Origin of the sequence: Archangium gephyra (assembly GCF_042230915.1) — a bacterium.
GTDB classification, from domain to species: Bacteria; Myxococcota; Myxococcia; order Myxococcales; family Myxococcaceae; genus Archangium; species Archangium gephyra_B.
This window is the reverse complement of sequence record NZ_CP102578.1, coordinates 5269890-5292805: the sequence shown is the minus strand read 5'-3', so window position 1 is coordinate 5292805 and position 22916 is coordinate 5269890. Positions and strand designations below refer to the sequence as shown.

The 22916-nt window shown below is 66.7% G+C and carries 32 protein-coding genes; 3 read left to right on the top strand and 29 right to left on the bottom strand.

The window, feature by feature from the left end; translation table 11 throughout:
• Window positions 1-62: 62 nt before the first annotated feature.
• The 29 genes from map to NR798_RS20645 form a co-directional block, all read right to left on the bottom strand.
• Window positions 63-827 (bottom strand): type I methionyl aminopeptidase, encoded by a 765-nt coding sequence (gene map / locus NR798_RS20785; protein ID WP_375773225.1) that lies wholly within the window; start codon window positions 825-827, stop codon window positions 63-65.
• Window positions 828-914: 87 nt separating this feature from the next.
• On the bottom strand, window positions 915-1562 hold the full coding sequence (locus tag NR798_RS20780; RefSeq protein ID WP_375773224.1) for an adenylate kinase: 648 nt from the start codon (window positions 1560-1562) through the stop codon (window positions 915-917).
• Window positions 1563-1704: 142 nt separating this feature from the next.
• Complete coding sequence (gene secY / locus NR798_RS20775) at window positions 1705-3051, bottom strand: preprotein translocase subunit SecY (RefSeq protein WP_375773223.1); 1347 nt, start codon at window positions 3049-3051, stop codon at window positions 1705-1707.
• Between the two features lie 126 nt (window positions 3052-3177).
• Window positions 3178-3699 carry a 50S ribosomal protein L15 gene (gene rplO, locus NR798_RS20770; RefSeq protein WP_375773222.1) on the bottom strand — a complete coding sequence of 174 codons (522 nt, stop codon included), beginning with the start codon at window positions 3697-3699 and terminating at the stop codon, window positions 3178-3180.
• Between the two features lie 16 nt (window positions 3700-3715).
• Window positions 3716-3979: a 50S ribosomal protein L30 gene (gene rpmD, locus NR798_RS20765; RefSeq protein ID WP_047857267.1), complete on the bottom strand. Its 264-nt coding sequence runs from the start codon at window positions 3977-3979 to the stop codon at window positions 3716-3718.
• A 2-nt stretch (window positions 3980-3981) separates the two neighbouring features.
• On the bottom strand, window positions 3982-4500 hold the full coding sequence (rpsE, locus tag NR798_RS20760) for a 30S ribosomal protein S5 (protein ID WP_375773221.1): 519 nt from the start codon (window positions 4498-4500) through the stop codon (window positions 3982-3984).
• Window positions 4501-4527: 27 nt separating this feature from the next.
• Entirely contained in the window at window positions 4528-4884 is a 357-nt protein-coding gene (gene rplR, locus NR798_RS20755; RefSeq protein ID WP_375773220.1) for a 50S ribosomal protein L18, read from the bottom strand.
• A 96-nt stretch (window positions 4885-4980) separates the two neighbouring features.
• The gene (gene rplF / locus NR798_RS20750) at window positions 4981-5550 is read right to left on the bottom strand and encodes a 50S ribosomal protein L6 (RefSeq protein ID WP_375773219.1); all 570 of its coding nucleotides are present in this window, start codon (window positions 5548-5550) and stop codon (window positions 4981-4983) included.
• A gap of 59 nt (window positions 5551-5609) precedes the next feature.
• Entirely contained in the window at window positions 5610-6011 is a 402-nt protein-coding gene (gene rpsH / locus NR798_RS20745; RefSeq protein ID WP_047857265.1) for a 30S ribosomal protein S8, read from the bottom strand.
• Between the two features lie 175 nt (window positions 6012-6186).
• On the bottom strand, window positions 6187-6372 hold the full coding sequence (locus NR798_RS20740) for a type Z 30S ribosomal protein S14 (protein WP_043409024.1): 186 nt from the start codon (window positions 6370-6372) through the stop codon (window positions 6187-6189).
• Between the two features lie 15 nt (window positions 6373-6387).
• Window positions 6388-7038: a 50S ribosomal protein L5 gene (rplE, locus tag NR798_RS20735; protein WP_375773218.1), complete on the bottom strand. Its 651-nt coding sequence runs from the start codon at window positions 7036-7038 to the stop codon at window positions 6388-6390.
• Between the two features lie 175 nt (window positions 7039-7213).
• The gene (gene rplX / locus NR798_RS20730) at window positions 7214-7543 is read right to left on the bottom strand and encodes a 50S ribosomal protein L24 (RefSeq protein ID WP_073563507.1); all 330 of its coding nucleotides are present in this window, start codon (window positions 7541-7543) and stop codon (window positions 7214-7216) included.
• A gap of 37 nt (window positions 7544-7580) precedes the next feature.
• Window positions 7581-7949, bottom strand: coding sequence for a 50S ribosomal protein L14 (rplN, locus tag NR798_RS20725; RefSeq protein ID WP_043409019.1), 369 nt, complete (start codon window positions 7947-7949; stop codon window positions 7581-7583).
• A gap of 106 nt (window positions 7950-8055) precedes the next feature.
• Window positions 8056-8370 carry a 30S ribosomal protein S17 gene (gene rpsQ, locus NR798_RS20720; protein WP_375773217.1) on the bottom strand — a complete coding sequence of 105 codons (315 nt, stop codon included), beginning with the start codon at window positions 8368-8370 and terminating at the stop codon, window positions 8056-8058.
• Between the two features lie 11 nt (window positions 8371-8381).
• Entirely contained in the window at window positions 8382-8588 is a 207-nt protein-coding gene (gene rpmC / locus NR798_RS20715; protein WP_375773216.1) for a 50S ribosomal protein L29, read from the bottom strand.
• A gap of 66 nt (window positions 8589-8654) precedes the next feature.
• Window positions 8655-9074, bottom strand: a complete 420-nt coding sequence (gene rplP, locus NR798_RS20710) for a 50S ribosomal protein L16 (protein ID WP_375773215.1) — start codon at window positions 9072-9074, stop codon at window positions 8655-8657.
• 58 nt (window positions 9075-9132) lie between these two features.
• Window positions 9133-9798, bottom strand: coding sequence for a 30S ribosomal protein S3 (rpsC, locus tag NR798_RS20705; protein ID WP_375773214.1), 666 nt, complete (start codon window positions 9796-9798; stop codon window positions 9133-9135).
• Between the two features lie 46 nt (window positions 9799-9844).
• Window positions 9845-10192 (bottom strand): 50S ribosomal protein L22, encoded by a 348-nt coding sequence (gene rplV, locus NR798_RS20700; RefSeq protein ID WP_047857261.1) that lies wholly within the window; start codon window positions 10190-10192, stop codon window positions 9845-9847.
• Window positions 10193-10232: 40 nt separating this feature from the next.
• Window positions 10233-10514 carry a 30S ribosomal protein S19 gene (gene rpsS, locus NR798_RS20695; protein WP_047857260.1) on the bottom strand — a complete coding sequence of 94 codons (282 nt, stop codon included), beginning with the start codon at window positions 10512-10514 and terminating at the stop codon, window positions 10233-10235.
• Between the two features lie 15 nt (window positions 10515-10529).
• Window positions 10530-11375 carry a 50S ribosomal protein L2 gene (gene rplB, locus NR798_RS20690; RefSeq protein WP_073563511.1) on the bottom strand — a complete coding sequence of 282 codons (846 nt, stop codon included), beginning with the start codon at window positions 11373-11375 and terminating at the stop codon, window positions 10530-10532.
• Window positions 11376-11407: 32 nt separating this feature from the next.
• On the bottom strand, window positions 11408-11701 hold the full coding sequence (locus NR798_RS20685; protein ID WP_375773213.1) for a 50S ribosomal protein L23: 294 nt from the start codon (window positions 11699-11701) through the stop codon (window positions 11408-11410).
• Window positions 11698-12321: a 50S ribosomal protein L4 gene (gene rplD, locus NR798_RS20680; protein ID WP_375773212.1), complete on the bottom strand. Its 624-nt coding sequence runs from the start codon at window positions 12319-12321 to the stop codon at window positions 11698-11700. The genes NR798_RS20685 and rplD overlap by 4 nt, the downstream gene beginning before the upstream one ends.
• A gap of 53 nt (window positions 12322-12374) precedes the next feature.
• Window positions 12375-12683, bottom strand: coding sequence for a 30S ribosomal protein S10 (rpsJ, locus tag NR798_RS20675; RefSeq protein ID WP_002625389.1), 309 nt, complete (start codon window positions 12681-12683; stop codon window positions 12375-12377).
• A 188-nt stretch (window positions 12684-12871) separates the two neighbouring features.
• Entirely contained in the window at window positions 12872-14062 is a 1191-nt protein-coding gene (tuf, locus tag NR798_RS20670) for an elongation factor Tu (RefSeq protein WP_375765847.1), read from the bottom strand.
• Window positions 14063-14179: 117 nt separating this feature from the next.
• Window positions 14180-16255 carry an elongation factor G gene (gene fusA, locus NR798_RS20665; protein ID WP_375773211.1) on the bottom strand — a complete coding sequence of 692 codons (2076 nt, stop codon included), beginning with the start codon at window positions 16253-16255 and terminating at the stop codon, window positions 14180-14182.
• 140 nt (window positions 16256-16395) lie between these two features.
• Window positions 16396-16866 carry a 30S ribosomal protein S7 gene (rpsG, locus tag NR798_RS20660; protein ID WP_043408972.1) on the bottom strand — a complete coding sequence of 157 codons (471 nt, stop codon included), beginning with the start codon at window positions 16864-16866 and terminating at the stop codon, window positions 16396-16398.
• 144 nt (window positions 16867-17010) lie between these two features.
• Entirely contained in the window at window positions 17011-17382 is a 372-nt protein-coding gene (gene rpsL / locus NR798_RS20655; RefSeq protein WP_043408969.1) for a 30S ribosomal protein S12, read from the bottom strand.
• A gap of 205 nt (window positions 17383-17587) precedes the next feature.
• Complete coding sequence (gene rimI / locus NR798_RS20650; RefSeq protein ID WP_375773210.1) at window positions 17588-18103, bottom strand: ribosomal protein S18-alanine N-acetyltransferase; 516 nt, start codon at window positions 18101-18103, stop codon at window positions 17588-17590.
• Entirely contained in the window at window positions 18100-18837 is a 738-nt protein-coding gene (locus tag NR798_RS20645; protein ID WP_375773209.1) for a hypothetical protein, read from the bottom strand. The genes rimI and NR798_RS20645 overlap by 4 nt, the downstream gene beginning before the upstream one ends.
• 113 nt (window positions 18838-18950) lie before the next feature.
• Between NR798_RS20645 and dnaJ the strand changes: the two genes are divergently transcribed.
• From dnaJ to NR798_RS20630, 3 genes are all read left to right on the top strand, one after another.
• A complete protein-coding gene (dnaJ, locus tag NR798_RS20640; RefSeq protein WP_375773208.1) occupies window positions 18951-20129 on the top strand; it encodes a molecular chaperone DnaJ in 1179 nt (392 codons plus the stop codon).
• Window positions 20130-20236: 107 nt separating this feature from the next.
• Window positions 20237-20962 (top strand): HEAT repeat domain-containing protein, encoded by a 726-nt coding sequence (locus NR798_RS20635; RefSeq protein ID WP_375773207.1) that lies wholly within the window; start codon window positions 20237-20239, stop codon window positions 20960-20962.
• 271 nt (window positions 20963-21233) lie between these two features.
• Window positions 21234-22913: an ATP-binding protein gene (locus tag NR798_RS20630; RefSeq protein WP_375773206.1), complete on the top strand. Its 1680-nt coding sequence runs from the start codon at window positions 21234-21236 to the stop codon at window positions 22911-22913.
• The last annotated feature ends 3 nt before the right edge of the window (window positions 22914-22916 follow it).

The following is a 22916-nucleotide window of genomic DNA, read 5'->3' as shown; positions in this document are numbered from 1 at the left end:
ATCCTCGCGCAGTAAAACCGAATTTCTACGAACCCCCGTGTACTCCTTCGTATTCCGCACCCCTACCCGGCCCTCTGCCGGGTGAGGATTTCGGGCCCCCCTTCGGTGATGAGCACGGTGTGCTCGAAGTGAGCGGAAAGCTTGCTGTCGCGCGTTACGGCTGTCCACTGATCCTCGAGCACCATCACCTCATCCGTGCCCTGGTTCACCATGGGCTCGACCGCGAGGACCATTCCCGGACGAAGTTTCATGCCACTGCCGGGCTGTCCGTAGTTGGGCACATCGGGCGCCTCGTGGAGGCGGCGGCCGATGCCATGGCCACTGAAGAGCCGGACCACGGAGAAGCCGCGGGCCTCCACGTGGCTCTGGACCGCGTGGCCGATGTCCCCGAGCCGGTTGCCGGCCACCATGGCCTGGATGCCCTTGTGGAGGGCCTGGCGGGTGGCGTCCACCAGCGACTGGGCCTCGGCGCTCACCTTCCCCACCGGAACCGTCCGGGCCGAGTCCCCGAAGAAGCCCCGGTAGACGACCCCGAAGTCCAGCTTCATCAGGTCCCCCTCGCGCAGCTTGCGCCGCTTGGAGGGGATGCCGTGCACCACTTCGTCGTTGACAGAGGCACACAGGCAGGCGGGGAAGCCGTGGTAGCCCTTGAAGGCCGGCCGGGCGCCCTTCTGGTAGATGAGCTTCTCGGACAGGGCGTCCAGGTCCCAGGTGGTGACACCCGGCGCCACGGCCTTCTCGAGCTCGTCCAGGATCTCGCTCACGATGCGCCCGGCCTCACGCATGAGGGCGATCTCGTCCCGGCTCTTGATCTCGACCTGGCCCACGGCTGCCTCGTGCCTGCTTGAACCGCCGGAGGGCGGGTGCCCACTCCCCGGGCCCCACCCCTGCCCGCCCCGCCGCTCAGCGGGCGCTCAGGCCTTGCCCAGGGCCTTCTTGATGTCCGCGTACACGCCCTCGGGCGACCCCACCCCGTCGATCGTCTTGAGCAGGCCGCGCTGCGCGTAGAATTGCTCCAGGGCCGCGGTCTCCGCGTCGTACTTGTTCAGGCGCTTCTCGATGACCTCGGCCTTGTCGTCGTCGCGCTGCACGAGGCTGGCGCCGTCCTTGTCGCAGTAGCCCGCCCGCTTCGGGGGGTTCTGGTAGACGTGGTAGACGGAGCCGCAGGTGGGGCACGAGCGCCGCCCCGAGCCGCGCTCGATGAGCTTCTCGTGCGGCACCTTGAGGGACACCACGGCATCGAGCTTCTTGCCCAGCCTGGCGAGCATGCGCTCGAGCGCCTCGGCCTGGGGAGGCGTGCGCGGGAAGCCGTCCAGGACGAAGCCATGGGCACAGTCCGGCTCCTTGAGACGCTCCTCCACAATGCCGATGACGATCTCGTCCGGCACGTAGGCACCGGCGGCCATCAACGGCCCGGCCAACTTGCCCAGCTCCGTGCCCTCGCGGACGGCCTTGCGGAGGATGTCACCCGTGGAGATCTGCGGAATCTTGAATTCCGCGTACAGATTCTTCGCCTGGGTGCCCTTCCCTACGAACGGCGGGCCAAACAGGATGAGGTTCATTGTGTTCCTCTCAGCGCTTCAGGAAGGAGCGCGGGAGGGCCACGGAGAACCTCCTCCCACTGCGCTCACAACACCCCGGAACGACAAGGCGCCCCTCCCCGGGGTGAAGGGGGGAGGAGCGCCAGGGAAACGACTGACTCGGCTAGGCCGCCACGCGAACCCGGCCGCGGATGCGCGGGCCGCGAGGACCGGCGAAGCCCTCGTAGTTGCGGCTGATGAGGTGACCCTCGATCTGCTGCACCGTGTCCAGCGCCACGCCCACGACGATGAGCAGGGCCGTACCGCCGAAGGTGAAGCGCACGCCCAGCACGTTGCTGATGATGGACGGAATCACGCAGATGGCGGCCAGGTAGAGCGCGCCGCCGAAGGTGATGCGGTTGAGCACGCCCTCGATGAAGTCCGCCGTCTGCCGGCCCGGGCGGATGCCCGGGATGTAGCCGCCCTGCTTCTTGATGTTGTCCGCCACGTCATCCGGCCGGAAGGTCAGCGCCGTGTAGAAGAACGAGAAGAAGATGATGAGCAGCACGAAGATGCCGTTGTAGACCCAGGGGCTGCCCTCGATGCTGCGCTGCACGTTCTGCAGGAACGGGAACCAGGTGCCCAGCGTGGCCGGGAAGGACAGCAGCGCGCCGGCGAAGATCGGAGGAATCACGCCCGCGGTGTTGACCTTCATCGGGAAGTAGGTGGCCTGGCCCGCGAACATCCGCCGCCCGGCCATCCGCTTGGCGTACTGCACCGGAATCCGCCGCATGCCGCGCTCGACGTAGCAGACCACTCCCACCACCAGCACCATGAACACCAGCAGGGCGCCCACGGCCGCCACGCTGATGATCTCCTGGGAGATCATGTCCAGCAGCGTCTTGCCGCTGGGCAGCAGGCCCGCCACGATGCCCGCGAAGATGATGAGGGAGATGCCGTTGCCGATGCCGCGCTCGGTGATGCGCTCACCCAGCCACATGATGAACGCGGTACCCGCCGTCAGGGAGATGACGGTCATGAAGGTGAACCAGGCGTTGTCGTTGGGAACGACGATCTGGTTGAAGCCGCTCTGGCCCGCGTCGGAGCGGCCCAGCGAGGCCAGCCAGCGCGAGATGCCGATGCCCTGGATGACGGACAGGAGGATCGTGCCGTAGCGGGTGTACTGGTTGATCTTCTGACGGCCGCCAGCACCCTCCTTCTGGAGCCGCTCCAGGCTGGGCACGACCACGGCCAGCAGCTGGATGATGATGGAGGCGGACACGTACGGCATGATGCCCAGACCGAAGATGGACATCTGGTCCAGGGCGCCGCCGGAGAAGAGGTTGAAGAGCGAGAACAGGCCGCCCGACTGGCGCTGGGCGTCCATGAACGCGTTCATCGCCGCCCGGTCCACGCCAGGCGTATTGATGAAGATACCGATGCGGTACACCGCGAGCAGCCCCAGCGTATAGATGAGCCGGCTGCGCAGCTCCGCGATGCGGAAGACGTTGGCGAAGGCGTTCAGAGCCACGTGGGAACCATCCCCCAAAAAGGTTTCAGCGAGAACAACAGCGCCCCCGTCCGAATTCGGAAAGGGGCGCGGAATCCTACACGGATGGAGCGGCGCGCACCACTAGGAGTGTGATGCGCCCTCGCTTCACGACTTGGCCTTGGCCTTCTTGACACCCTTACCAGCGTGGGCCTTGGCGGCGGACTCGGGCTTGTGGGCCACGAGCGGCAGCTCCTCGACGGAACCGCCCGCCTTCTCGACGGCCTCGCGGGCCGTGGCCGAGAGCTTGTGCGCCCGGACGGTCAGCTTCTTGGTGAGCGTGCCGTTGCCGAGCACCTTCACGCCGTCATAACGGCCCTTCACCAGGCCGCGCGTCTTCAGCGCCGCCTCGTCCACCGTGGCGCCCGCGTCGAACGCCTCGAGGTCCGCCAGGTTCACCACCGCGTAGATGGTGCGGTTGGGGGAGATGAAGCCGAACTTCGGCAGCCGGCGCTGCAGGGGGCTCTGACCGCCCTCGAAGCCCTCGAACCGCATGTTGCCGGAGCGGGCCTTCTGGCCCTTGCCACCGCGGCCGGCCGTCTTGCCCAGACCGCTACCCTGGCCACGGCCCACGCGCTTCTTGCGGTGCCACGAGCCAGCCGGGCGCTTCAGGTTGTTGAGCGTAGTCATTGTCTGAACCCTCTCACTAGGCCTTGGAGGCCTGGCGGGCGCGCGCGGCGTCCCGGGCCCGGATGTGCCGGGGCTTGCGACGGGTGGTCTTCGGGGCGTCGCCCTGCACCGTCTCGGACGTCACCAGGTGACGCACCTTGTTCACCATGCCGCGATTCGCCGGCGTGTCCTGGAGGAGCCGCTCGTCGCCGAACTTCTTCAGCCCGAGGCTCCGGATGGTCGCGAGCTGGTCCTCGGACGAACCCGCGAAGCTCTTCGTCAACTTGACCTTGAGCGCCATGATTAACCCCTCGCCTCTTCGGACTTCTGGGGACCCACGTCCTTGCCGCGCAGGCGCGACACCTGCTCCGGCGAACGCAGCGTCTTCAGCCCGGCCACCGTGGCCTTGAGCACGTTGTGCGGATTGCGCGAGCCCTGGCTCTTGGTCAGGATGTTGCGGATACCCGCCGCCTCGAGGACCGCGCGCACCGCACCACCGGCGATGACGCCCGTACCCTCGCTGGCCGGCTTCAGGAGCACCCAGCCCGCGCCGAAGTGCCCGAGCACCTCGTGCGGAATGGTGTGGCCCTGCAGCGGAACGCGGAACAGGTTCTTCTTCGCGTTCTCGCCGCCCTTGCGGATGGCCTCGGGCACCTCGTTGGCCTTGCCCAGGCCGATGCCGACGTGGCCGGCACCGTCGCCCACCACCACCAGCGCGGCGAACGAGAACCGCCGGCCGCCCTTCACCACCTTGGCGACGCGGTTGATATTCACCACCCGGTCGGTGAGGTCGAGATCGTTTGGATTGATCGGAGTTGCCACTTGGGAACTTCCTTATTCGAAAGGTTTCTAGAACTTCAGCCCGCCCTCACGCGCGGCATCGGCCACGGCGGCGATACGGCCATGGTAGGGGAAGCCGTTGCGATCGAACACCACCGCGTCGACATTGGCCGCCTTGCACTTCTGGGCGATCAGGGCGCCCACGCGCTTGGCCTCGGCCTTCTTGTCGCCCTCGGCGTTGCCCTTGAGCTCCTTGGAGAGCGACGAGGCGAAGGCCAGGGTGCGGCCCGTGGTGTCGTCCACCACCTGGGCGTAGATGTGCTTGAGGCTCTTGTAGACCGACAGACGCGGGCGCTCGGTGGTTCCCGAGAGCTTCCGGCGGATGCGGTCCTTCCTCTTGAGGCGCGGATCGAGTTTCTTCGACATGGATGATTCCTTCTCCGTCCGGCGGTGATGGGGACTTCCACCGCCGGATGATTGCGCGGCCCCACAAGGAGCCGCGCGGTTGGGTGTTCACTCCGACTAGGCGGTGCCCGTCTTGCCTTCCTTGCGACGGATCTTCTCGGTCGAGTACTTGATGCCCTTGCCCTTGTACGGCTCGGGCGGGCGCAGCGCGCGGATCTTCACGGCGGCGGCCCCGAGGGCCTCCTTGTCCGCGGACCGGAGCGTCAGACCCAGGGTGGGCAGACCGTCCTCGGTGCGGGCGGCCTTGTCGACCTCGGCCGTCACGCCCTCGGGCAGGTTGAACACCACCGGGTGCGAGTAGCCCAGCGACATGTTGATCGTCTTGCCCTTGACCTCGGCGCGGAAACCGACGCCGCGGATGTCCAGGCGGCGCTCGAAGCCCGTCGACACGCCCTTGGCCGCGTTGGCCAGCAGCGTGCGCGTCAGGCCGTGCAGGCTACGGGCATCGCGCGACTCATCCTCGCGCTCCACCCGCACCTCGTTGCCGGCGACCGTCACCTTCACGCCCTTGGCGGGAAGCTGAACGACCATCTTGCCCTTGGGGCCTTCGAAACTGACCTGGCGGCCCGACACCGTGACCTTCGTCTTGTCCGCCAGCTTGACCGGAAGCTTTCCAATCCGACTCATGATTTCCTCAGTGCAGTCAGTCCAGGTCGCGGCGTGAGCCGCGGCACCCGGGGGGCTGGCTAGTAGACGGTGCAGAGCAGCTCGCCGCCGACCTTCTGCTTGCGAGCCTCGGAGTCCACCATCACGCCCTTGGAGGTGGACAGAATCGAAATGCCCAGGCCGCCGAGCACCTGAGGAATCTCACGCACGTTGACGTAGCGGCGCAGGCCGGGCTTGGACACGCGGCGGATGCCGGTGATGGCCGGAGCGCGATCCGGGCCGTACTTCAGCTGGACCGAGATCTCGTTCTGCGGGGCGCGCTCGTGAACGGTGTAGTCGCCGATGAAGCCCTCGGACTTGAGGACCTTGATAATCTCGAGCTTGAGATTCGAGTGGGGCATGACGACCTTGTCGTGACGCGCGCGCGAGCCGTTGCGCAGGCGGGTCAGCATGTCGCCAATGGGATCGTTGACAACCGACATGAAAGTACCTTCCGTGCGGAGCGGTTGTACCGCGTCCGCGCTCGCAACCGCCGCGCCTGCCGGGCCCATCCCGGGGGTTCGCCACAGTTGCCATGCATTGACTGCTTCGGCCCGCCCTTCTAGGGGCAGACCAGGCACCCGGACCCCTGCTCGGGGTCCGGAAGCCCGCGTCCGACTACCAGGACGACTTGGTGACGCCGGTGATCTCGCCGCGGAGCGCGCGGTGCCGGAAGCAGATACGGCACATGTTGAACTTCCGCAGGAACGCGCGGGGCCGGCCGCACAGCGGGCAGCGGTTGTACGCGCGGACGGAGAACTTCGGCTTGCGCTTCGCCTGGGCGATCTTCGAGAGCTTGGCCATGGATGCGAATCCTCGTTACTGGCGGAACGGCATGCCGAAGTGACGCATCAGCGCCAGCCCCTGCTCATCGTTCGCCGCAGTGGTGACGAAGCTGATGTTGAGCCCCTTCACCTTCTCGATCTGGTCGTAGTTGATTTCCGGGAAGATGATCTGCTCGCGCACGCCGAGCGTGTAGTTGCCCTTCCCGTCGAACGCCTTGGGGGACACGCCCTTGAAGTCACGCACGCGCGGCAGCGCCACGGTGATGAGGCGGTCCAGGAACTCGTACATGCGGTCGCCGCGCAGCGTGACGGCGCAGCCGATGGCCTGGCCCTGGCGCAGCTTGAAGTTCGCGATGGACTTGCGGGCGCGGGTCACCACGGGCTTCTGACCGGTGATGGCACCCAGCTGGTCCACGGCGGACTCGAGGATCTTGTTGTTGGCGAGCGCCTCGCCCAGACCCATGTTGACGACGATCTTCTCGAGGCGAGGAACCTCCATCGGGTTCTTGAGCGCCAGCTCCTTCATCAGCGCGGGCACGCCTTCCTTGCGGAAGCGCAGCTTGAGACGCGCCGGGCCGGCCTTCAGGCCCTCCTCGATGTTCGCCGCGAAGCCGGCCTTCTTGACTTCTTCCTTCTTGCGGCCCTTCTTTTCCTTCTTCGCCGCGTCCTTCTTCTCTTCAGCCATCGTCTTGTCCTCTGCTTCGGAGCGCCGCCGTGGACCCAGCGCGCCGATCAGTGCTGCGTGGAAACTGTTAACACCGGAGCCCCCACGGGTCCTTCGGGGCCCCGGGTATGCTCGCCCGCCCTCCCCTCACCCGAGGTAGGGCAAAGGGCGCGCATACATGCCCGAACCGGCACCCCTAGTCAATCAGGGCGTCGCAGTTCTTGCAGAACCGCTTCTTCTTGTCCCCATCAGCCCGGATACCCACGCGGGTCGGCTTGTCGCACTTGGCGCAAACCACCTGCACGTCCGAGATCTGGATGGTGCCCGGCTTCTCCACGATGCCGCCCTCGGGCTGCTGGGGCGTCTTGCGGAGGTGCCGCTTGACCAGGCGCAGTCCCTCGACGGTCACGCGCTGGGCCTCGCGGTCGATCTTCAGCACCTTGCCGCGCTTGGTCGCCGGGGTCTTCTCCGAGCGCTCGGCGCCGGCGATGACCTGGACGGTGTCTCCAACCTTGAGCTTCTCCATGGTTCCTCTTCCTCCTCGCGGACCGCCTGACGCCCTACTAGAGGACCTCGGGAGCGAGCGAGATGATCTTCATGAACTTGCGGGCGCGGAGCTCGCGGGCCACCGGCCCGAAGATGCGCGTCCCGATGGGCTCCATGTCCTTGTTGATGAGGACGGCGGAGTTGCCATCGAACTTGATGTAGCTGCCATCCGGACGGCCCACCTCGCGCGCGGTGCGCACGATGACCGCCTTGGCCACGTCACCCTTCTTCACCTTGGAGTTCGGCAGCGCCTCGCGCACCGACACGACGATCACATCGCCGATGGATGCATACTTGCGCTTCGAGCCACCGAGCACCTTGATGCAGAACACCTTCTTGGCGCCCGAGTTGTCGGCCACGTCGAGCACGCTCGTCATCTGAATCATCTGGAATCTCCTATCTCAGCTACGGCAGGCCCATCCGGTGAGGACGGGCACCGCGCGGCTCGAGCCACGGCCTCGCGCGCCTGTGGGCTGCGCGAGCTCGGACGGCTCAGACGTTCTTGCTCTTCTCCAACACCTCGACCACGCGCCAGCGCTTGTCCTTGGAAGCAGGACGGGTCTCGGCGATACGCACCCGGTCACCCTCGTTGATGGTGATCTTGGCCGGGTAGTCGTGGTCCTCGACGTGCGCCTTGTACTTCTCGCGCATGCTCATGATCTTCCCGTACTTCGGGTGAGACGCGCGGCGCGAGACGGTGACGACCACCGTCTTCTGCATCTTGTTGGAGGTCACGATCCCCACGCGGGTCTTGGGACGGCCGCGGGTGGAGGTCTTGGCAGAGGTGGATTGAGTCGCTTCAGCCATGAGAAAAGCTCCTAAGCCTTCTTCTCCGCCCGGGACTTATCCCCCAGGACGGTCAGGATGCGCGCCAGATCGCGCTTGTGCTGGGTGCGCTCGGACGGGTTGTCGAGCGAGCCGGTGGCCCGCTTGAGCTGGTCCTGGAACAGCGTCTCGCGCAGCTCGGCCGCGCGCCGCTTCAGGTCGTCCGCCGAGAGCTCCTTGAGTTCCTTCGCAGTCGCCATCTTCAAATCTCCTTCAAGCCAGCGGGCGGCCCCTCTACACCAGGTGGGCCGCCCGGAGGCAGAAAACTAGAGGGCCAGCTCGCTGCGGCTGACGATCTTCGTCAGCACCGGCAGCTTGGCCTGGGCCAGCTTCATGGCGGCCGTGGCAACCTCGGGCGTCATACCCTCCATCTCGTAGAGGATGCGGCCGGGCTTGACCACCGCCACGTAGTACTCCACACCACCCTTACCGGTACCCATACGGGTCTCGGCGGGCTTCTTGGTGATCGGCTTGTCCGGGAACACGCGGATCCAGATCTTGCCGCCACGCTTGATGTGGCGCGTCATCGCGATACGGGCCGCCTCGATCTGCCGCGAGGTGATCCACCCCGGCTGCAGGGACATCAGGCCGTACTCACCGTAGGTGAGATCGCTGCCACGGTGGGCCTGGCCGGGCATACGGCCCTTGTGCATCTTGCGGAATTTCGTACGAGCAGGCTGAAGCATCGTCGGTGTCCTTCAAGCCCGAGCGAGCCGCCTCTCTCGAGGCGGCTCCCGGGGAGAGTTAGCGGTTGGCAGCCGGCGCGGCCTGGTGGCCACCCTTGGTGGGCAGCACCTCGCCGCGGCAGATCCAGACCTTGCAACCGATCTTGCCGTAGGTGGTCTTGGCCTCGGCGAAACCGTAGTCGATGTCCGCGCGGAGGGTATGCAGGGGCACGCGGCCCTCGCGGTACCACTCGTAGCGAGCCATCTCCGCGCCGCCGAGACGGCCGGAGCAGGAGACCCGGATGCCCTTGGCGCCGAACTTCATCGCCGTCTGCAGCGCCTTCTTCATGGCGCGGCGGAAGGCGATACGGCGCTCGAGCTGGGTGGCGATGTTCTCCGCCACCAGCTGCGCGTCCGTCTCGGCCTTGCGGACCTCGACGATGTTGAGGAAGACCTCGTTCTTGGTGAACTGCTGGAGGTCCTTCTTCACCGTCTCGATGCCGGCACCGCGCTTGCCGATGACGATGCCCGGGCGCGCGGTGTGCACGTTGACCTTCACCTTGTTCGCCGCGCGCTCGATCTCCACCTTGGAGACACCCGCGTGGGCGAGCGACTTCTTCACGAACTCGCGGATGCGGATGTCTTCATGCAGCCACTGCGCGTAGTTCTTGTGCTCGAACCACTTGGAGTCCCAGGTCTTGATGACCCCGAGGCGGAACCCAATGGGATGGACTTTCTGGCCCAACGTGCTTCTCCTTCGAATCGGTTGCGTGGGGCGCCAGGGGGCGGCCTTACTTCTTGGCCGCCTCCTCCAGCACCACGTGAATGTGGCTGGTCTTCTTGTTGATGCGCGTGGCGCGGCCCATGGCGCGCGGCATATAGCGGCGCTGGGTCGGACCCTGATCCACCGAGATCGTCTTCACGATCAGCTTATCCACGTCGACCTGTCCCTTCGACAAGTCGGTCGCGTTGGCCACGGCGCTCTTGATGAGCTTGGCCACGGGGACCGCCGCGGCGCGGCTGGTGAAGCGCAGGATGTTCAGGGCCTGCCCCACCGGCTTGCCCCGGACGAGCGCCGCCACCGTGGAAACCTTACGGGGCGACATGCGCAGGAACCTCAGATGTGCCTTCGACTCCATGTCATCTCCTCTGGCGGACGCCGCCTGTCAGCGGGGCCGGCTACTTGCCCTTGGCGACCTTCTTCTCCGCCGAGTGACCGCCGAACGTACGCGTCGGGGCGAACTCGCCGAGCTTGTGGCCCACCATGTTCTCGGTAACGAAGACGGGGATGAACTTGCGGCCGTTGTGCACCGCGAAGGTGTGTCCCACGAACTCCGGCAGGATGGTGGAACGCCGGGACCACGTCTTCACAACACTCTTCTTGTTCGTCGTGATCATGTCCTCGATCTTCTTCACGAGGTAACCATCGACGAACGGACCCTTCTTGATCGAACGCGCCATTGTATGAACCCTCGACTACTGGCTGCGCGCGCCCGGACGGCGGACGCTCACGATGAACTTGTCAGTACGCTTGTTGGTGCGCGTGCTGAGACCCTTGGTCTTCTGGCCCCACGGCGACACCGGATGCGGATTACCCTGGCCGGACTTACCCTCACCACCACCGTGCGGGTGGTCAACGGGGTTCATGGCCAGACCGCGGACGGTGGGCCGGATGCCCAGCCAGCGGCTGCGGCCCGCCTTGCCGATGCGGATGATCTCGTGCTCCAGGTTACCGACCTGGCCCACGGTCGCGCGGCACTCGATGAGAACCATGCGCACGGCGCCCGAGGGCAGACGGACCTGGGCGTAGCGGCCCTCCTTGGCCATCAGCTGGCCGGAGGAACCCGCAGAGCGGATGATCTGGGCGCCACGGCCCGGCTTCAGCTCCACGTTGTGGATGATGGTACCGATCGGGATGTTGATCAGCGGGAGGCTGTTGCCCGGACGGATGTCCGCGCCCTCCCCCGCCATGACGGTGTCACCGACCTTGAGGTCGACCGGGGCGAGGATGTAGCGCTTCTCGCCATCCGCGTAGTGCAGGAGGGCGATGTTGGCGGAGCGGTTCGGGTCGTACTCGACCGCGGCGACCTTGGCCGGCACGCCGTCCTTGTCCCGACGCTTGAAGTCGATGACGCGGTAGCGGCGCTTGTGACCACCGCCCTGGTGGCGGCGGGTGATGTGGCCGTGGACGTTACGGCCGCCGGACTTCTTCAGGGACTCGGTGAGCTTCTTCTCCGGCTTGCCCTTGGTGATGTCCGCGAAGTCAGACGCGGTCATCAGACGGCGGGCGGCGGAGGTCGGCTTGTACTTCTTGATGCCCATGGTGGTTCCTCAACGACGGTCAGCGCAGTGCGCTAGACCGCGCCTCCCTCGAAGAGCTCGATCTTGTCCCCTTCCTTCAGGGTCACGACCGCCTTCTTGAAGTTCGGCCGCTTGCCAATCGAGCGACCCACGCGCTTGGTCTTGCCGCGCACGATGTTGGTCCGCACGCCCTCGACGTTCACCTTGAAGAGCTTCTCGACGGCGTTGGCCACGTCGTACTTGGTGGCCTTCTTGTCTACGATGAACGAGTACTGCCGGAACTTCTCGCGGGCCGCGTCCAGCTTCTCGGTGATGAGCGGTCCCTTGATGACGTCGTTGATGTTCACGAGAGCGCCCCCTCGATGGCCTTCGCGGCCGCGGAAGTGAGCACCAGGTGCTTGTGGCGGAGCACGGACTCGAGGTTCAGGCCCTCAGGGGGCAGAACGTCGAACTTCGCCAGGTTGCGCACGCTGCGGTGCAGGTTGGTGTTGGTCTTGGCGTCGATGACCAGCGCGCCGGACAGCTTCAGGCGCTTGGTCAGAGCCTCGAAGGCCTGCTTGCTCTTGGGAGCCGACAGGCTGAAGTCGCTCACGATGATGAGCGTCTTCTCACGGGCGCGCAGCGACAGAGCCGCCTTGAGCGCACCGCGACGGACCTTCTTGGGGGGACGGTAGAAGTAGTCCCGCGGCTTCGGGCCCATCGCCTTGCCGCCGCCCACCCAGTGGGAAGCGCGGATGGAACCCTGACGAGCGCGGCCGGTGCCCTTCTGCTTCCAGGGCTTCTTGCCACCGCCGCTCACCAGCGAGGTGTTCTTCACCGCCACCGTACCCCGGCGCCGGTTGATCTGCTGCATCTTCGCGACCTCGTAAAAGAGGTTCGCGTTCGGCTCGGCGCCGAAAATCTCGTCGGAGAGCTCGAGCTCCGACACCTTCTTCAAATCCAGATCGACTACGTCGAACTTCGCCATGGCTCTTTCCTCTGGGGAACGGAGTGGAACCGCGAGGGCTCAGCCCCGCTTCCTCAGGACTTGATCTCCACGTCAACGCCGGCCGAGAGATCCAGCTTCATCAGCGCGTCCAGCGTCTGCTGGGTCGGCTCGAGGATATCGAGCAGGCGCTTGTGAGTACGGATCTCGAACTGCTCGCGGCTCTTCTTGTCCACGTGCGGCGAGCGCAGAACCGTGAACTTGTTGATGCGCGTGGGCAGGGGGATCGGACCGGCCACCTTGGCGCCCGTGCGCCGAGCCGTCTCCACGATCTCGCCAGCGCTCTGATCCAGGAGCTTGGAGTCGTACGCCTTCAGCCGGATGCGGATCTTCTGTGTCGCCATTCGCAAAAACCTCTTTAAACGGCCTCTGCCTTCGGGAGGCGCTACGACCAACGTCCCCTGGATGTCACAGAGCCATTTCTTCGAACGAAGGGGCGCGGCTTGTACCACCGGCCCCTGGTGGATGCAACCTTATTCCCACCTCCCCGGACTTTTCTGAACAAAAGCCCGGGGAGACGGGCCAAACGGAACTACGCGATGATCTCGGCCACGACGCCGGCGCCCACGGTACGGCCACCCTCGCGAACAGCGAAGCGCAGCTCCTTCTCCATGGCCACAGGGGTGATGAGCTCCACCTCGATGGCGATGTTGTCGCCAGGCATCACCATCTCGACGTTGTCGGGCAGCTTCACCGTGCCCGTCACGTCCGTGGTGCGGAAGTAGAACTGCGGGCGGTAGCCCTTGAAGAACGGGGTGTGACGGCCACCCTCCTCCTTCGAGAGCACGTAGATCTGCGCCTTGAACTTGGTGTGCGGGGTGATGGAGCCCGGCTTGGCCAGCACCTGGCCACGCTCGAGGTCCTCACGCTTGAGGCCGCGCACCAGCGCGCCGATGTTGTCGCCCGCCCGGCCCTCGTCCAGCAGCTTGCGGAACATCTCCACGCCCGTGACGACCGTCTTCTGCGTCGCACGCAGACCCACCACTTCGATTTCCTCGCCCACCTTGATGATGCCGCGCTCCACGCGGCCGGTGGCCACCGTACCGCGGCCGGCGATGGAGAACACGTCCTCCACCGGCATCAGGAAGGGCTTGTCCGTGGCGCGCTGCGGGGTGGGGATGTAGCTGTCCACCGCCTCCATCAGCTTGAGGATGGACGGCTCGCCGATGTCCGAGGTGTCACCCTCGAGCGCCTTGAGGGCGCTGCCCGGGATGATGGGGATGCTGTCGCCCGGGAACTCGTACTTCTTGAGCAGGTCGCGGACTTCCATCTCCACGAGCTCACGCAGCTCGGGGTCGTCCAGCATGTCGACCTTGTTCAGGAAGACGACGATGTAGGGCACGCCGACCTGGCGGGCGAGCAGGATGTGCTCACGCGTCTGGGGCATCGGGCCGTCAGCGGCCGACACCACGAGGATGGCGCCGTCCATCTGCGCCGCGCCCGTGATCATGTTCTTCACGTAGTCGGCGTGGCCCGGGCAATCGACGTGCGCGTAGTGACGGTTCTTCGTCTTGTACTCCACGTGCGCCGTGGAGATGGTGATGCCGCGCTCGCGCTCCTCGGGCGCCTTGTCGATCTGATCGTACGCGAGGAAGGTCGCGCCGCCGGTCTTCGCCAGCACCTTGGTGATGGCCGCCGTGAGGGACGTCTTGCCGTGGTCAACGTGGCCGATGGTGCCGATGTTGACGTGCGGCAAGCTTCTGTCGAACTTTTCCTTACTCATTGCTGCTCCTCGCAGACCGGATTCCCGGCCGAATCGAGAAAAGGTGCTGCGTCGTGCTCCAAACCTGCAGAAACGTCAATCTAAATCGCCTGCCCCCCTCACGAGGGGCCGGGTGCATCAACGGTTCAGTACGTCCTTGGGTGCCGGCGCGTAGTGGCTGAACCGCATGGTGTAGGTGGCTCTTCCCTGACTGCGGCTGCGCAGGTCGGTCGAGTACCCGAACATCTTGGCCAGCGGCACCTGGGCGTTGATTGCCTGCACGCCTCCCGGCCGGGGCTCCATGCCCATGATCTTCCCGCGACGGCCATTCAGATCGCCGATGACGTCACCGGTGAAGTCGTCCGGGGTGACGATCTCGCAGTCCATGATGGGCTCGAGGAGCGTGGGGGCCGCGCTGCGCACGGCGTCGCGGAAGGCCATCGAGCCGGCGATCTTGAAGGCCATCTCGTTGGAGTCCACGTCGTGCATGGAGCCGTCGTAGGCCTCCACCTTCACGTCCAGCATGGGGTAGCCGGCAATGGGGCCGCTCTGCATGGCCTCCTGGACGCCCTGCTTCGCCGCCTCGACGAACTCGTTGGACACCACCCCGCCGACGATCTTGTTCTCGAAGGCGAAGCCGGCGCCCGGCTCGTTGGGGGCCACGCGCAGGTTGATGTGGCCGTACATTCCCTTGCCACCCGTCTGGCGGATGTACTTGCCCTCGGACTCCACCGGCTTGGTGATCGTCTCGCGGTAGGCCACCTGGGGCTTGCCCACGTTGGCGTCGACCTTGAACTCACGCAGGAGCCGGTCGACGATGATCTCCAGGTGCAGCTCGCCCATGCCGGCGATGATGGTCTGCCCCGTCTCCTCGTTCGTCTTCACGCGGAACGACGGGTCCTCCATCATCAGGCGGGTGAGGCTGGTGATGATCTTGTCCTGGTCGGCGGTGGACTTAGGCTCGATGGCCACGTCGATGACGGGCTCGGGGAACTCCATCCGCTCCAGGATGATGGGGTGCTTGTCGTCGCAGAGCGTGTCGCCCGTGGTGGCCAGCTTCAGGCCCACCACCGCGCAGATGTCACCGGCGTAGCACTCCTGGACCTCGTCCTTCTTGTCCGCGCGCATCTGCACCAGACGGCTGATGCGCTCGCGCTTGCCCTTCACCGAGTTCCACGCCGCCGTGCCCGCCTCCAGCTTGCCCGAGTAGATGCGGAGGAACGTCAGCGTCTGCGACTGGAACGCCGGGTCGTTCATGATCTTGAACGCCAGCGCGCTGAAGGGCGCCTTGTCGTCCGTCGGCCGCGTCTCGTCCTCGCCCTTGGGCGTCTTGCCGTGCACCGGGGGCACGTCCAGCGGGGTGGGCAGGTAGTCCACCACCGCGTCCAGCAGCGGCTGCACGCCCTTGTGCTTGAAGGCCGAGCCACAGAACACGGGGAAGATCTTCAGCCCCAGGCAGCCCTTGCGGATGGCGCCACGGATCTCCTCCTCAGTGAGCTCCTTGCCCTCGAGGAACTTCTCGGTGAGCGCGTCGTCCTGCTCCGCGGCCGTCTCGACGAGCTCGCTCCGGGCCACAGTGGCCTCCTCGAGGAACTCCTCGGGGATGTCCACCACGTCGTACCGGCTGCCCTGCTCCGAGTCGTGGAACACGAGCGCCTTCATCCGCACGAGATCGATGACGCCGCGGTGCTTGTCCTCGGCTCCCAGCGGCAGCTGCAGACGCACGGGGCGCGCGCCCAGCTTCTCGCGAATGGAGTTGACGGACATCGTGTAGTCCGCGCCCACCCGGTCCATCTTGTTGACGAAGCAGATGCGGGGGACCTTGTACTTGTCCGCCTGGCGCCAGACCGTCTCGGACTGGGGCTCCACGCCATTCACGCCGTCGAACACGGCGATGGCGCCGTCGAGCACACGCAGCGAGCGCTCCACCTCGATGGTGAAGTCCACGTGGCCCGGGGTGTCGATGATGTTGATGCGGTACTTCTGGTCGTTCCTGCTCCAGAACGCGGTGATGGCGGCGGAGGTGATGGTGATGCCGCGCTCGCGCTCCTGGGGCATCCAGTCCGTGGTCGTGGTGCCTTCATGCACCTCGCCCATCTTGTGGATGGCTCCCGTATAGAACAGGATCCGTTCCGTGGTCGTGGTCTTGCCGGCATCGATGTGCGCCATGATGCCGATGTTGCGATAGCGCTCGAGCGGATACTCGCGAGGCATTTCTCCGAACCTCTCCAGAACAGGATGGGCGGTTCCCCTGCCCTTCCAACCACGAAACCAACGAAACGGTTGTCAAAGACCGGAAACACCCGGACGCGGGGGTCCGCATCCGGGTGCCGGATACTACGTGAGACGCACGACTACCAGCGGTAGTGGGCGAAGGCCTTGTTGGCCTCGGCCATCTTGTGCGTGTCCTCGCGCTTCTTCACCGCGTTGCCACGGTTGTTGGCGGCGTCCATGATCTCGCCAGCCAGCTTCTCCATGGCCGTCTTCTCACCACGCGCCTTGGCGTAGGTGATGATCCAGCGCATGCCCAGCGCCACGCGGCGATCCTGACGGACCTCCACGGGCACCTGGTAGGTGGCGCCACCGACGCGGCGGCTCTTCACCTCGAGCACCGGCTTGACGTTGTCCAGGGCCTTCTTGAACGTCTTGAGGGGATCCTCCTTCGCACGCTCCTCGATGAGGGCGAAGGCGCCGTAGCACACCCGCTCGGCGATGGACTTCTTCCCCTTGCGCATCAGGTCGTTCACGAACTTCGTGACGAGGCGGTCCTGGAACTTCGGATCGGGAAGGATCTTGCGCTTGGCTACTACGCGACGACGAGGCATTGCTCTGTATCCCTTACGCCCCGCTCCCTTGCACCCGGGAGGCTAAATTGGGGCTTCGAACTGCGTTGGCGAATTCAGGAAGGCTCCCCAGGGTGCGGGGCAAGCATCCCAATCAAATGAAACGAAGGTGATCTCGAGCGGAAATCAGCTCGGGCGCTTGGCGCCGTACTTCGAACGGCTCTGCTTGCGGCCGGCCACGCCCACCGAGTCCAGCGTGCCGCGGACGATGTGGTAGCGAACGCCCGGGAGGTCCTTCACACGGCCACCGCGGATCATCACCACCGAGTGCTCCTGGAGGTTGTGACCCACGCCGGGGATGTACGAGGTGACCTCGATCCCGTTCGTCAGACGAACACGCGCCACCTTGCGGAGGGCCGAGTTCGGCTTCTTCGGAGTGGTGGTGTACACGCGGGTGCACACGCCACGCTTCTGGGGGCACTCCTTCAGAGCGGGGCTCTTACCCTTGATGTTCAACTTCTCGCGGCCCTTGCGGACCAGCTGGCTGATAGTCGGCACTGAACTCCTCTTCCTTCCCGATTGATCCGGGGGGGTGTCCCCGGGGGCGCATACAAACCTACAACTGCGCTTGAAAAAGGGTCGCGAGTATAGGGAGGGAGCACCCTGTGTCAAGCGACAGCTGGCCCACGGCTTGAACCGTGAACCCCACAGGACTCCATTCCTACACTCTGACAACGGGGCCGGTCCTCTACTCCCCCGGCTGCTAGAAGTCGAGCACCATCACGATCGCGTCCTCGGGCGGCTGGCCCTCGTCCACGTAGTAGTTCGGCCGGACCCCGACCGGGCGGAAGCCGAACGCCTTGTAGAGGTTGATGGCGGGCTCGTTGCTCTTGCGCACCTCCAACGTCGCCAGGCTGCACTTGCGCGCCCGCCCCTCGGCCAGGGTGGCTTCCATCAGGTGCCGCCCCACCCCGCGCCGCCGGTGCTCCGGCGCGGTCGCCACGTTCAGCACGTGCACCTCGTCGTGGACGATCCAGAAGATGGAGATGCCCAGCAGGCGCCGGCCCCCCTCCGACAGGGGCTCCTCCAATAGGTAGATGACGGACCAGTCGTGGCCGAGCTCGCGCTGCAGCAGCTCGAACGACCAGGGGTTGCGGAACGAGGCCTTCTCCAGCTCCATCACCGCTGGCAGGTCCTCCCGCGTCATCCTGCGGATGAGGAACGCAGACTCCTGCCTGAGCTTGTCGCTCGGACGGGACTCCTCACGCATCCGTCTCATGGCTCCCCCTCACGGGTCCGGGCGAAGGGCGCTACCCGCCGGATCCTCACGCTCTCTCGGACCAGCTTGAACTCGTCCTTGGCCAGCTGGTTGTAGCGATCCCGGAACAGCTTCTCCTTCAGCGTGTCCCGCACCGCCTCGAACGGGCCGCCCAGCGTCCCCTTGTGCTCCTCCCAGTACCGCCGCACCTCCGCGTCGCTCACCTGCGCGCGCAGGCGGATGCGGCTGTCCAGGATGCGCTCGGCCCGGACGCTCCGCTCCAGCACCGCCGTCAGCTGCTCCAGGTCCGCGTCGTGCCGGGCCAGGAAGGCCAGCAGCGCCGTCTCGTCCTCGAAGCGCTCGCGAAACGCCCTCAACCGCGCCTCCACCTCCGAGCGCTCCGCCTGGAAGGCCTGCAGGCGATCCGCGCCCGCCACCAGCAGCCGCTGGTTGATGGCCAGCTCCAACGCGCCCCGGAGCGTCTGCTCGTCGAGCAGGACTTCCGCCGCTCGCACGCCCCCTCGCTGTACCAGCGTCACCCGGGCCTCGAACTCCAGCTCGCTCAGGGTGAGCACCTGGGTGCCGATCACCGCCACCACCCGGTCGATGACCCGGCCCCCGGAGGCAGAGGGGGGCTCCGAAGCCGACTCGGAGGGGGACTCGGGAGCAGCCGACCAGGCGCCGGCCATGGGCACCAGCGCGAGCCAGCCCACCACCAGCCCCGTCATCATCCCCTGTGCGTACCGCGCTGCCATTCTCTCCCTCGCGCCTCCGGCCACTTTATACATCCTGACCTTGGCTCACACGCCTTGCTGGCGATCGCCACACGGCAGGTTACGTTGTCGCTGTTTCGGAGGGCGGTCACACCATGGCGGACGACTACTACCAGATTCTCGGCGTGTCCCGGACGGCGTCGGCCGACGAAATCAAGAAGGCCTTCCGCAAGCTCGCTCGCAAGTACCACCCGGACGTCAACCCGGGCGACAAGGCGGCCGAGGAGAAGTTCAAGCAGCTCAACGCGGCCTTCGAAGTGCTCTCGGACGAGCGCAAGCGCAAGCTGTACGACGAGTTCGGCGACGAGGCGGCCCAGTTCGGCTTCGACGAGAAGAAGGCCACCCAGTACCGGGCCTACAAGGCCGCCCAGGCGGCGGGCGGCGGCATGCCGTTCGGCGGCGGGGGCGGCGGCCCGGGCGTGGACTTCGACCTGGGCGACATCTTCGGCGACATCTTCGGCCGCGCGGGCGGCGGCGGCGGCGTGGACTTTGGCGAGGTGTTCGGCCGCGCCGGAGGAGGCCGGGCCGCCGGTCCCACCCCCGGCGAGGACATCACCGCCACCCTCACGCTCAGCTTCAACGAGGCCCTCACCGGCGTCGAGCGCAGCATCTCGCTCCAGCGCCCCGGCCGCTGCCAGCGCTGCCAGGGCGCGGGCCAGGTGGGGACTCCCTCCACGTGCTCCACCTGCGGAGGGACCGGAAAGGTGCGCCGCAGCGGCGTCCTGGGCATGAACACCAGCGGCACGTGCCCCACCTGCCGGGGGACCGGACGCGCCGCGCCCCCCTGCCCTTCCTGCCAGGGCTCGGGCGTGGTGGAGGAGACGGCCCGGCTCACCGTGAAGATCCCCGCCGGCGTCCACACGGGCTCCAAGGTGCGGCTGTCCGGCCAGGGCGCGGCGGGCTCGCGCGGCGGGCCTCCGGGAGACCTCTACATCGAGACGATCGTCGCCGAGCACCCCCTGGTGCGCCGCGAGGGCGATGACCTCTACATGGACCTCCCGGTGACCGTCTCCGAGGCCATGCTGGGCGCCGAGGTCCGCGTCCCCACCTTCCAGGGCGAGGTGACGGTGAAGGTCCCCGAGGGCTCCCAGTCCGGCCGCCGCATGCGCCTGCGCGGCCGGGGCGCCCCCTCCCTCAAGGGCGGACCCGCGGGAGACCTCTACCTCACACTCCAGGTGAAGGTGCCCGAGCACCCCTCCTCCGAGGCCCGCAAGGCCGCCGAGGAGCTCGCCCGCGCCTACCAGGGCGATGTCCGGGGCTCCCTGCAGCTCTAGGCCCCAATCGACGGCCGGTCACTGGCCATCCAACCTTCTTGCGTTAGCTTGCGCCGCGTCCTACACGGCGCCCAAGTACTCACATCACCCCTCGGAGCCTCTTCCTCATGGGCATCTTCGATTTCCTCGGCGGCTCCGGCCCCGAAAAAGCCCTCAAGCTCAAGTCCAAGGTGACCCAGAAGTACGGGGACCCCGCCACCCGCCAGAAGGCCCTCCAGCAGCTCGGGGAGATGAAGATTCCCGAGGCCGTCACCGTCCTGCTCCACCGGTACACCATCACCGTGGAGCCCCTCACCACGGACGCCGACGAGAAGGAGCACGTCTTCGAGCTCATCAAGAGCTTCGACAAGGACGCCGTGGCCCCCGTCACCGAGTTCCTGCGCAAGAACGAGCAGGCCACCTCGTGGGCCCTGCGCATCCTCGAGTCGCTGCTGCCCGAGTCCGAAGTCATCAGCATCGTCGTGGACACGCTCAGCTCGCTGAGCACCCAGTACATGCGCGACCCGGAGAAGAAGGTCGTCCTGCTCCACTACATCACCGGCAAGCAGGATCCGCGCATCCCCGCCGTCGTGCTGCCCCACCTCGACGACATGGCGGACGAGGTGAAGATCGCCGCCCTCAAGGCGCTCGGTCCCCAGAAGCATGAGCCGGCACGCGAGCCCATCCTCCGCCTCCTGACGTCCGGCGACACCGCGCGCCGCGTGCAGACGGCCGCCCTGGCCTCGCTCCAGGAGAGTGGTTTCGGCGTCCAGGGCTACCGCGAGAAGGTCGAGGCCGTGATGAACGAGCCCTACTACCTCGACGGCAACGGCCGGGTGCAGCGCCGCAGCTGAGTCCACCCCCCGTATGGCCCCTCCCCCACCGGGAGCGGGCCGCGGGGGAAGGCACCTCCAGAACCTGGCGGGTGGGGAGCCACTCACCCGTCCTGATGTCATCTATCCGACACGGCAATTGTCCTGCGGTCGTCCCCTGTTGCGGGAGGGCCCGGGGAAGGGTTCCCACCCCGGCTCCGGGTAGCGCAGGATCGGCCTGAGTGGAGATCGCGCCGCCCCCACACATGGACGGGGATGAGCGTGCCGCCCCCTAGGTTGCCGAGGTAGCTCCGTGCCGAAGAAGAAGGTTCCGCATCTGGCAGAGATCGTCACCCTCCGCCCCGAGGTGAAGAAGCCCCGGAAGACGGTGAAGCCCCAGCCTCCCGTGGACGGCGAGGCCGCCGAGCGCGCCCTGGTCGAGATGTCCCAGCACATCTCCTCCAGCGCCGGTCCTACCGAGGCCCTGCGCTCGCAACTGCAGATCATCCACGGCCTCATGCAGGCCAAGGCCTGCTACGTGGCGCGCTTCCAGCCCTCGCGCAACCAGCTCCACGTGGAGCACGTGCGCGGCCGCTACGACGATCGCATCACCGCCGCCACCCCCGAGCAGGGCCTGGTGGGCCGCGCCTTCGCCGAGAAGGCCATCCTCCGCGACGAGGAGACCCTCGCCGTGCCGCTCGACAGCCCCCAGGGCGTCAGCGGCGTGCTCGCCATCCTCGCGCCCCGCCGCGCCGTCTCCGACTCCATGCTGATGGCGCTCGCTGGCCAGCTCTCCGCCGCCTACGAGGTGGCCCGCCTGCGCGACGACAGCGCCCGGCGCAACAAGGACCTGCAGACGGCCATCGCCGGCCTCAAGGCCCTCGAGCAGAGCCGCGACGAGCTGCTCGGCAACGTCTCGCACGACCTGAAGAACCCCCTCACCACCCTCAAGGCCTACCTGGCCATGATGGGGCGCGAGAAGCTCGGGCCCATCTCCGACGCCCAGCGCCGCGCGGTGCAGGTGTGCGACCGCAGCGCGGACCGCATGCTGCGCATGGTGAATGATCTGCTGCTCATGTCCCGCCTCCAGGCCGGGAAGATGCAGCTCAACCAGCGCCCCTTCGGCCTCAAGTCCGTGGCCGAGGAGGTCCTCCGCACCCTCACCCCCATGGCCGATCAGGCCAAGGTGCAGCTCACCCTGCCCCCCTCCAGCGAGGTCTTCGTCCGCGGCGACCGCGAGCGCATCGCCGAGGCCATCCAGAACCTCGTGGAGAGCGGCATCCACCGCTGCGAGGCCGATGACACCGTGGAGCTGCGCGTCTCCGTCGAGGACGGGCTCGCCCTGCTCACCGTGAAGGACACCGGCCCGGGCATCGGCAACGAGGACCTGGAGCACGTCTTCGATCCCTTCTACCGCCCGGAAACCACCCGCGGTCAGGGGCGCAGCCTCGGCCTGCCGCTGGTGGCGAAGATCCTCGCGCTGCACGGCGGCCGCGTGGAGGCCTCCAGCACGCTGGGTGAAGGCACCACCTTCCAGCTGGTGCTGCCCATGTTCGCCGGCGCCGTCAGCACGCCCGACAGCGCCCAGGCCGGTCCCCGCGCCGGTGGCATCCTCCTCGTCGAGGACGACGCCGACTGCCGCGAGGTGCTCCAGCAGGTGCTCGAGCAGGAGGGCTACCGGGTGATGTCCACCTCGGGCGCCGCCGAGGCCCGCTCCATCCTCTCGCACATCCGCCCGGCCATGGTGCTGTTGGATCTGCGCCTGAGCGAGGAGGATGGGCGCTCCGTGCTGCGCTTCATCCGCGGCACCGAGTCCCTCGCGGACATCGCCGTCTACATCATCTCCGGCGCCAGCGAGGTCTCCAGCCTCGGCGCCGGCCAGGGCCTGGACCGCATCGACGGATTTTTCGAGAAGCCACTGCAACTGCCGCGGCTGCTCGACACCGTGGCCGCCGTGGTCCGCCCCAGCCGCCGCAATCCGGCGGTGACCTGAAAG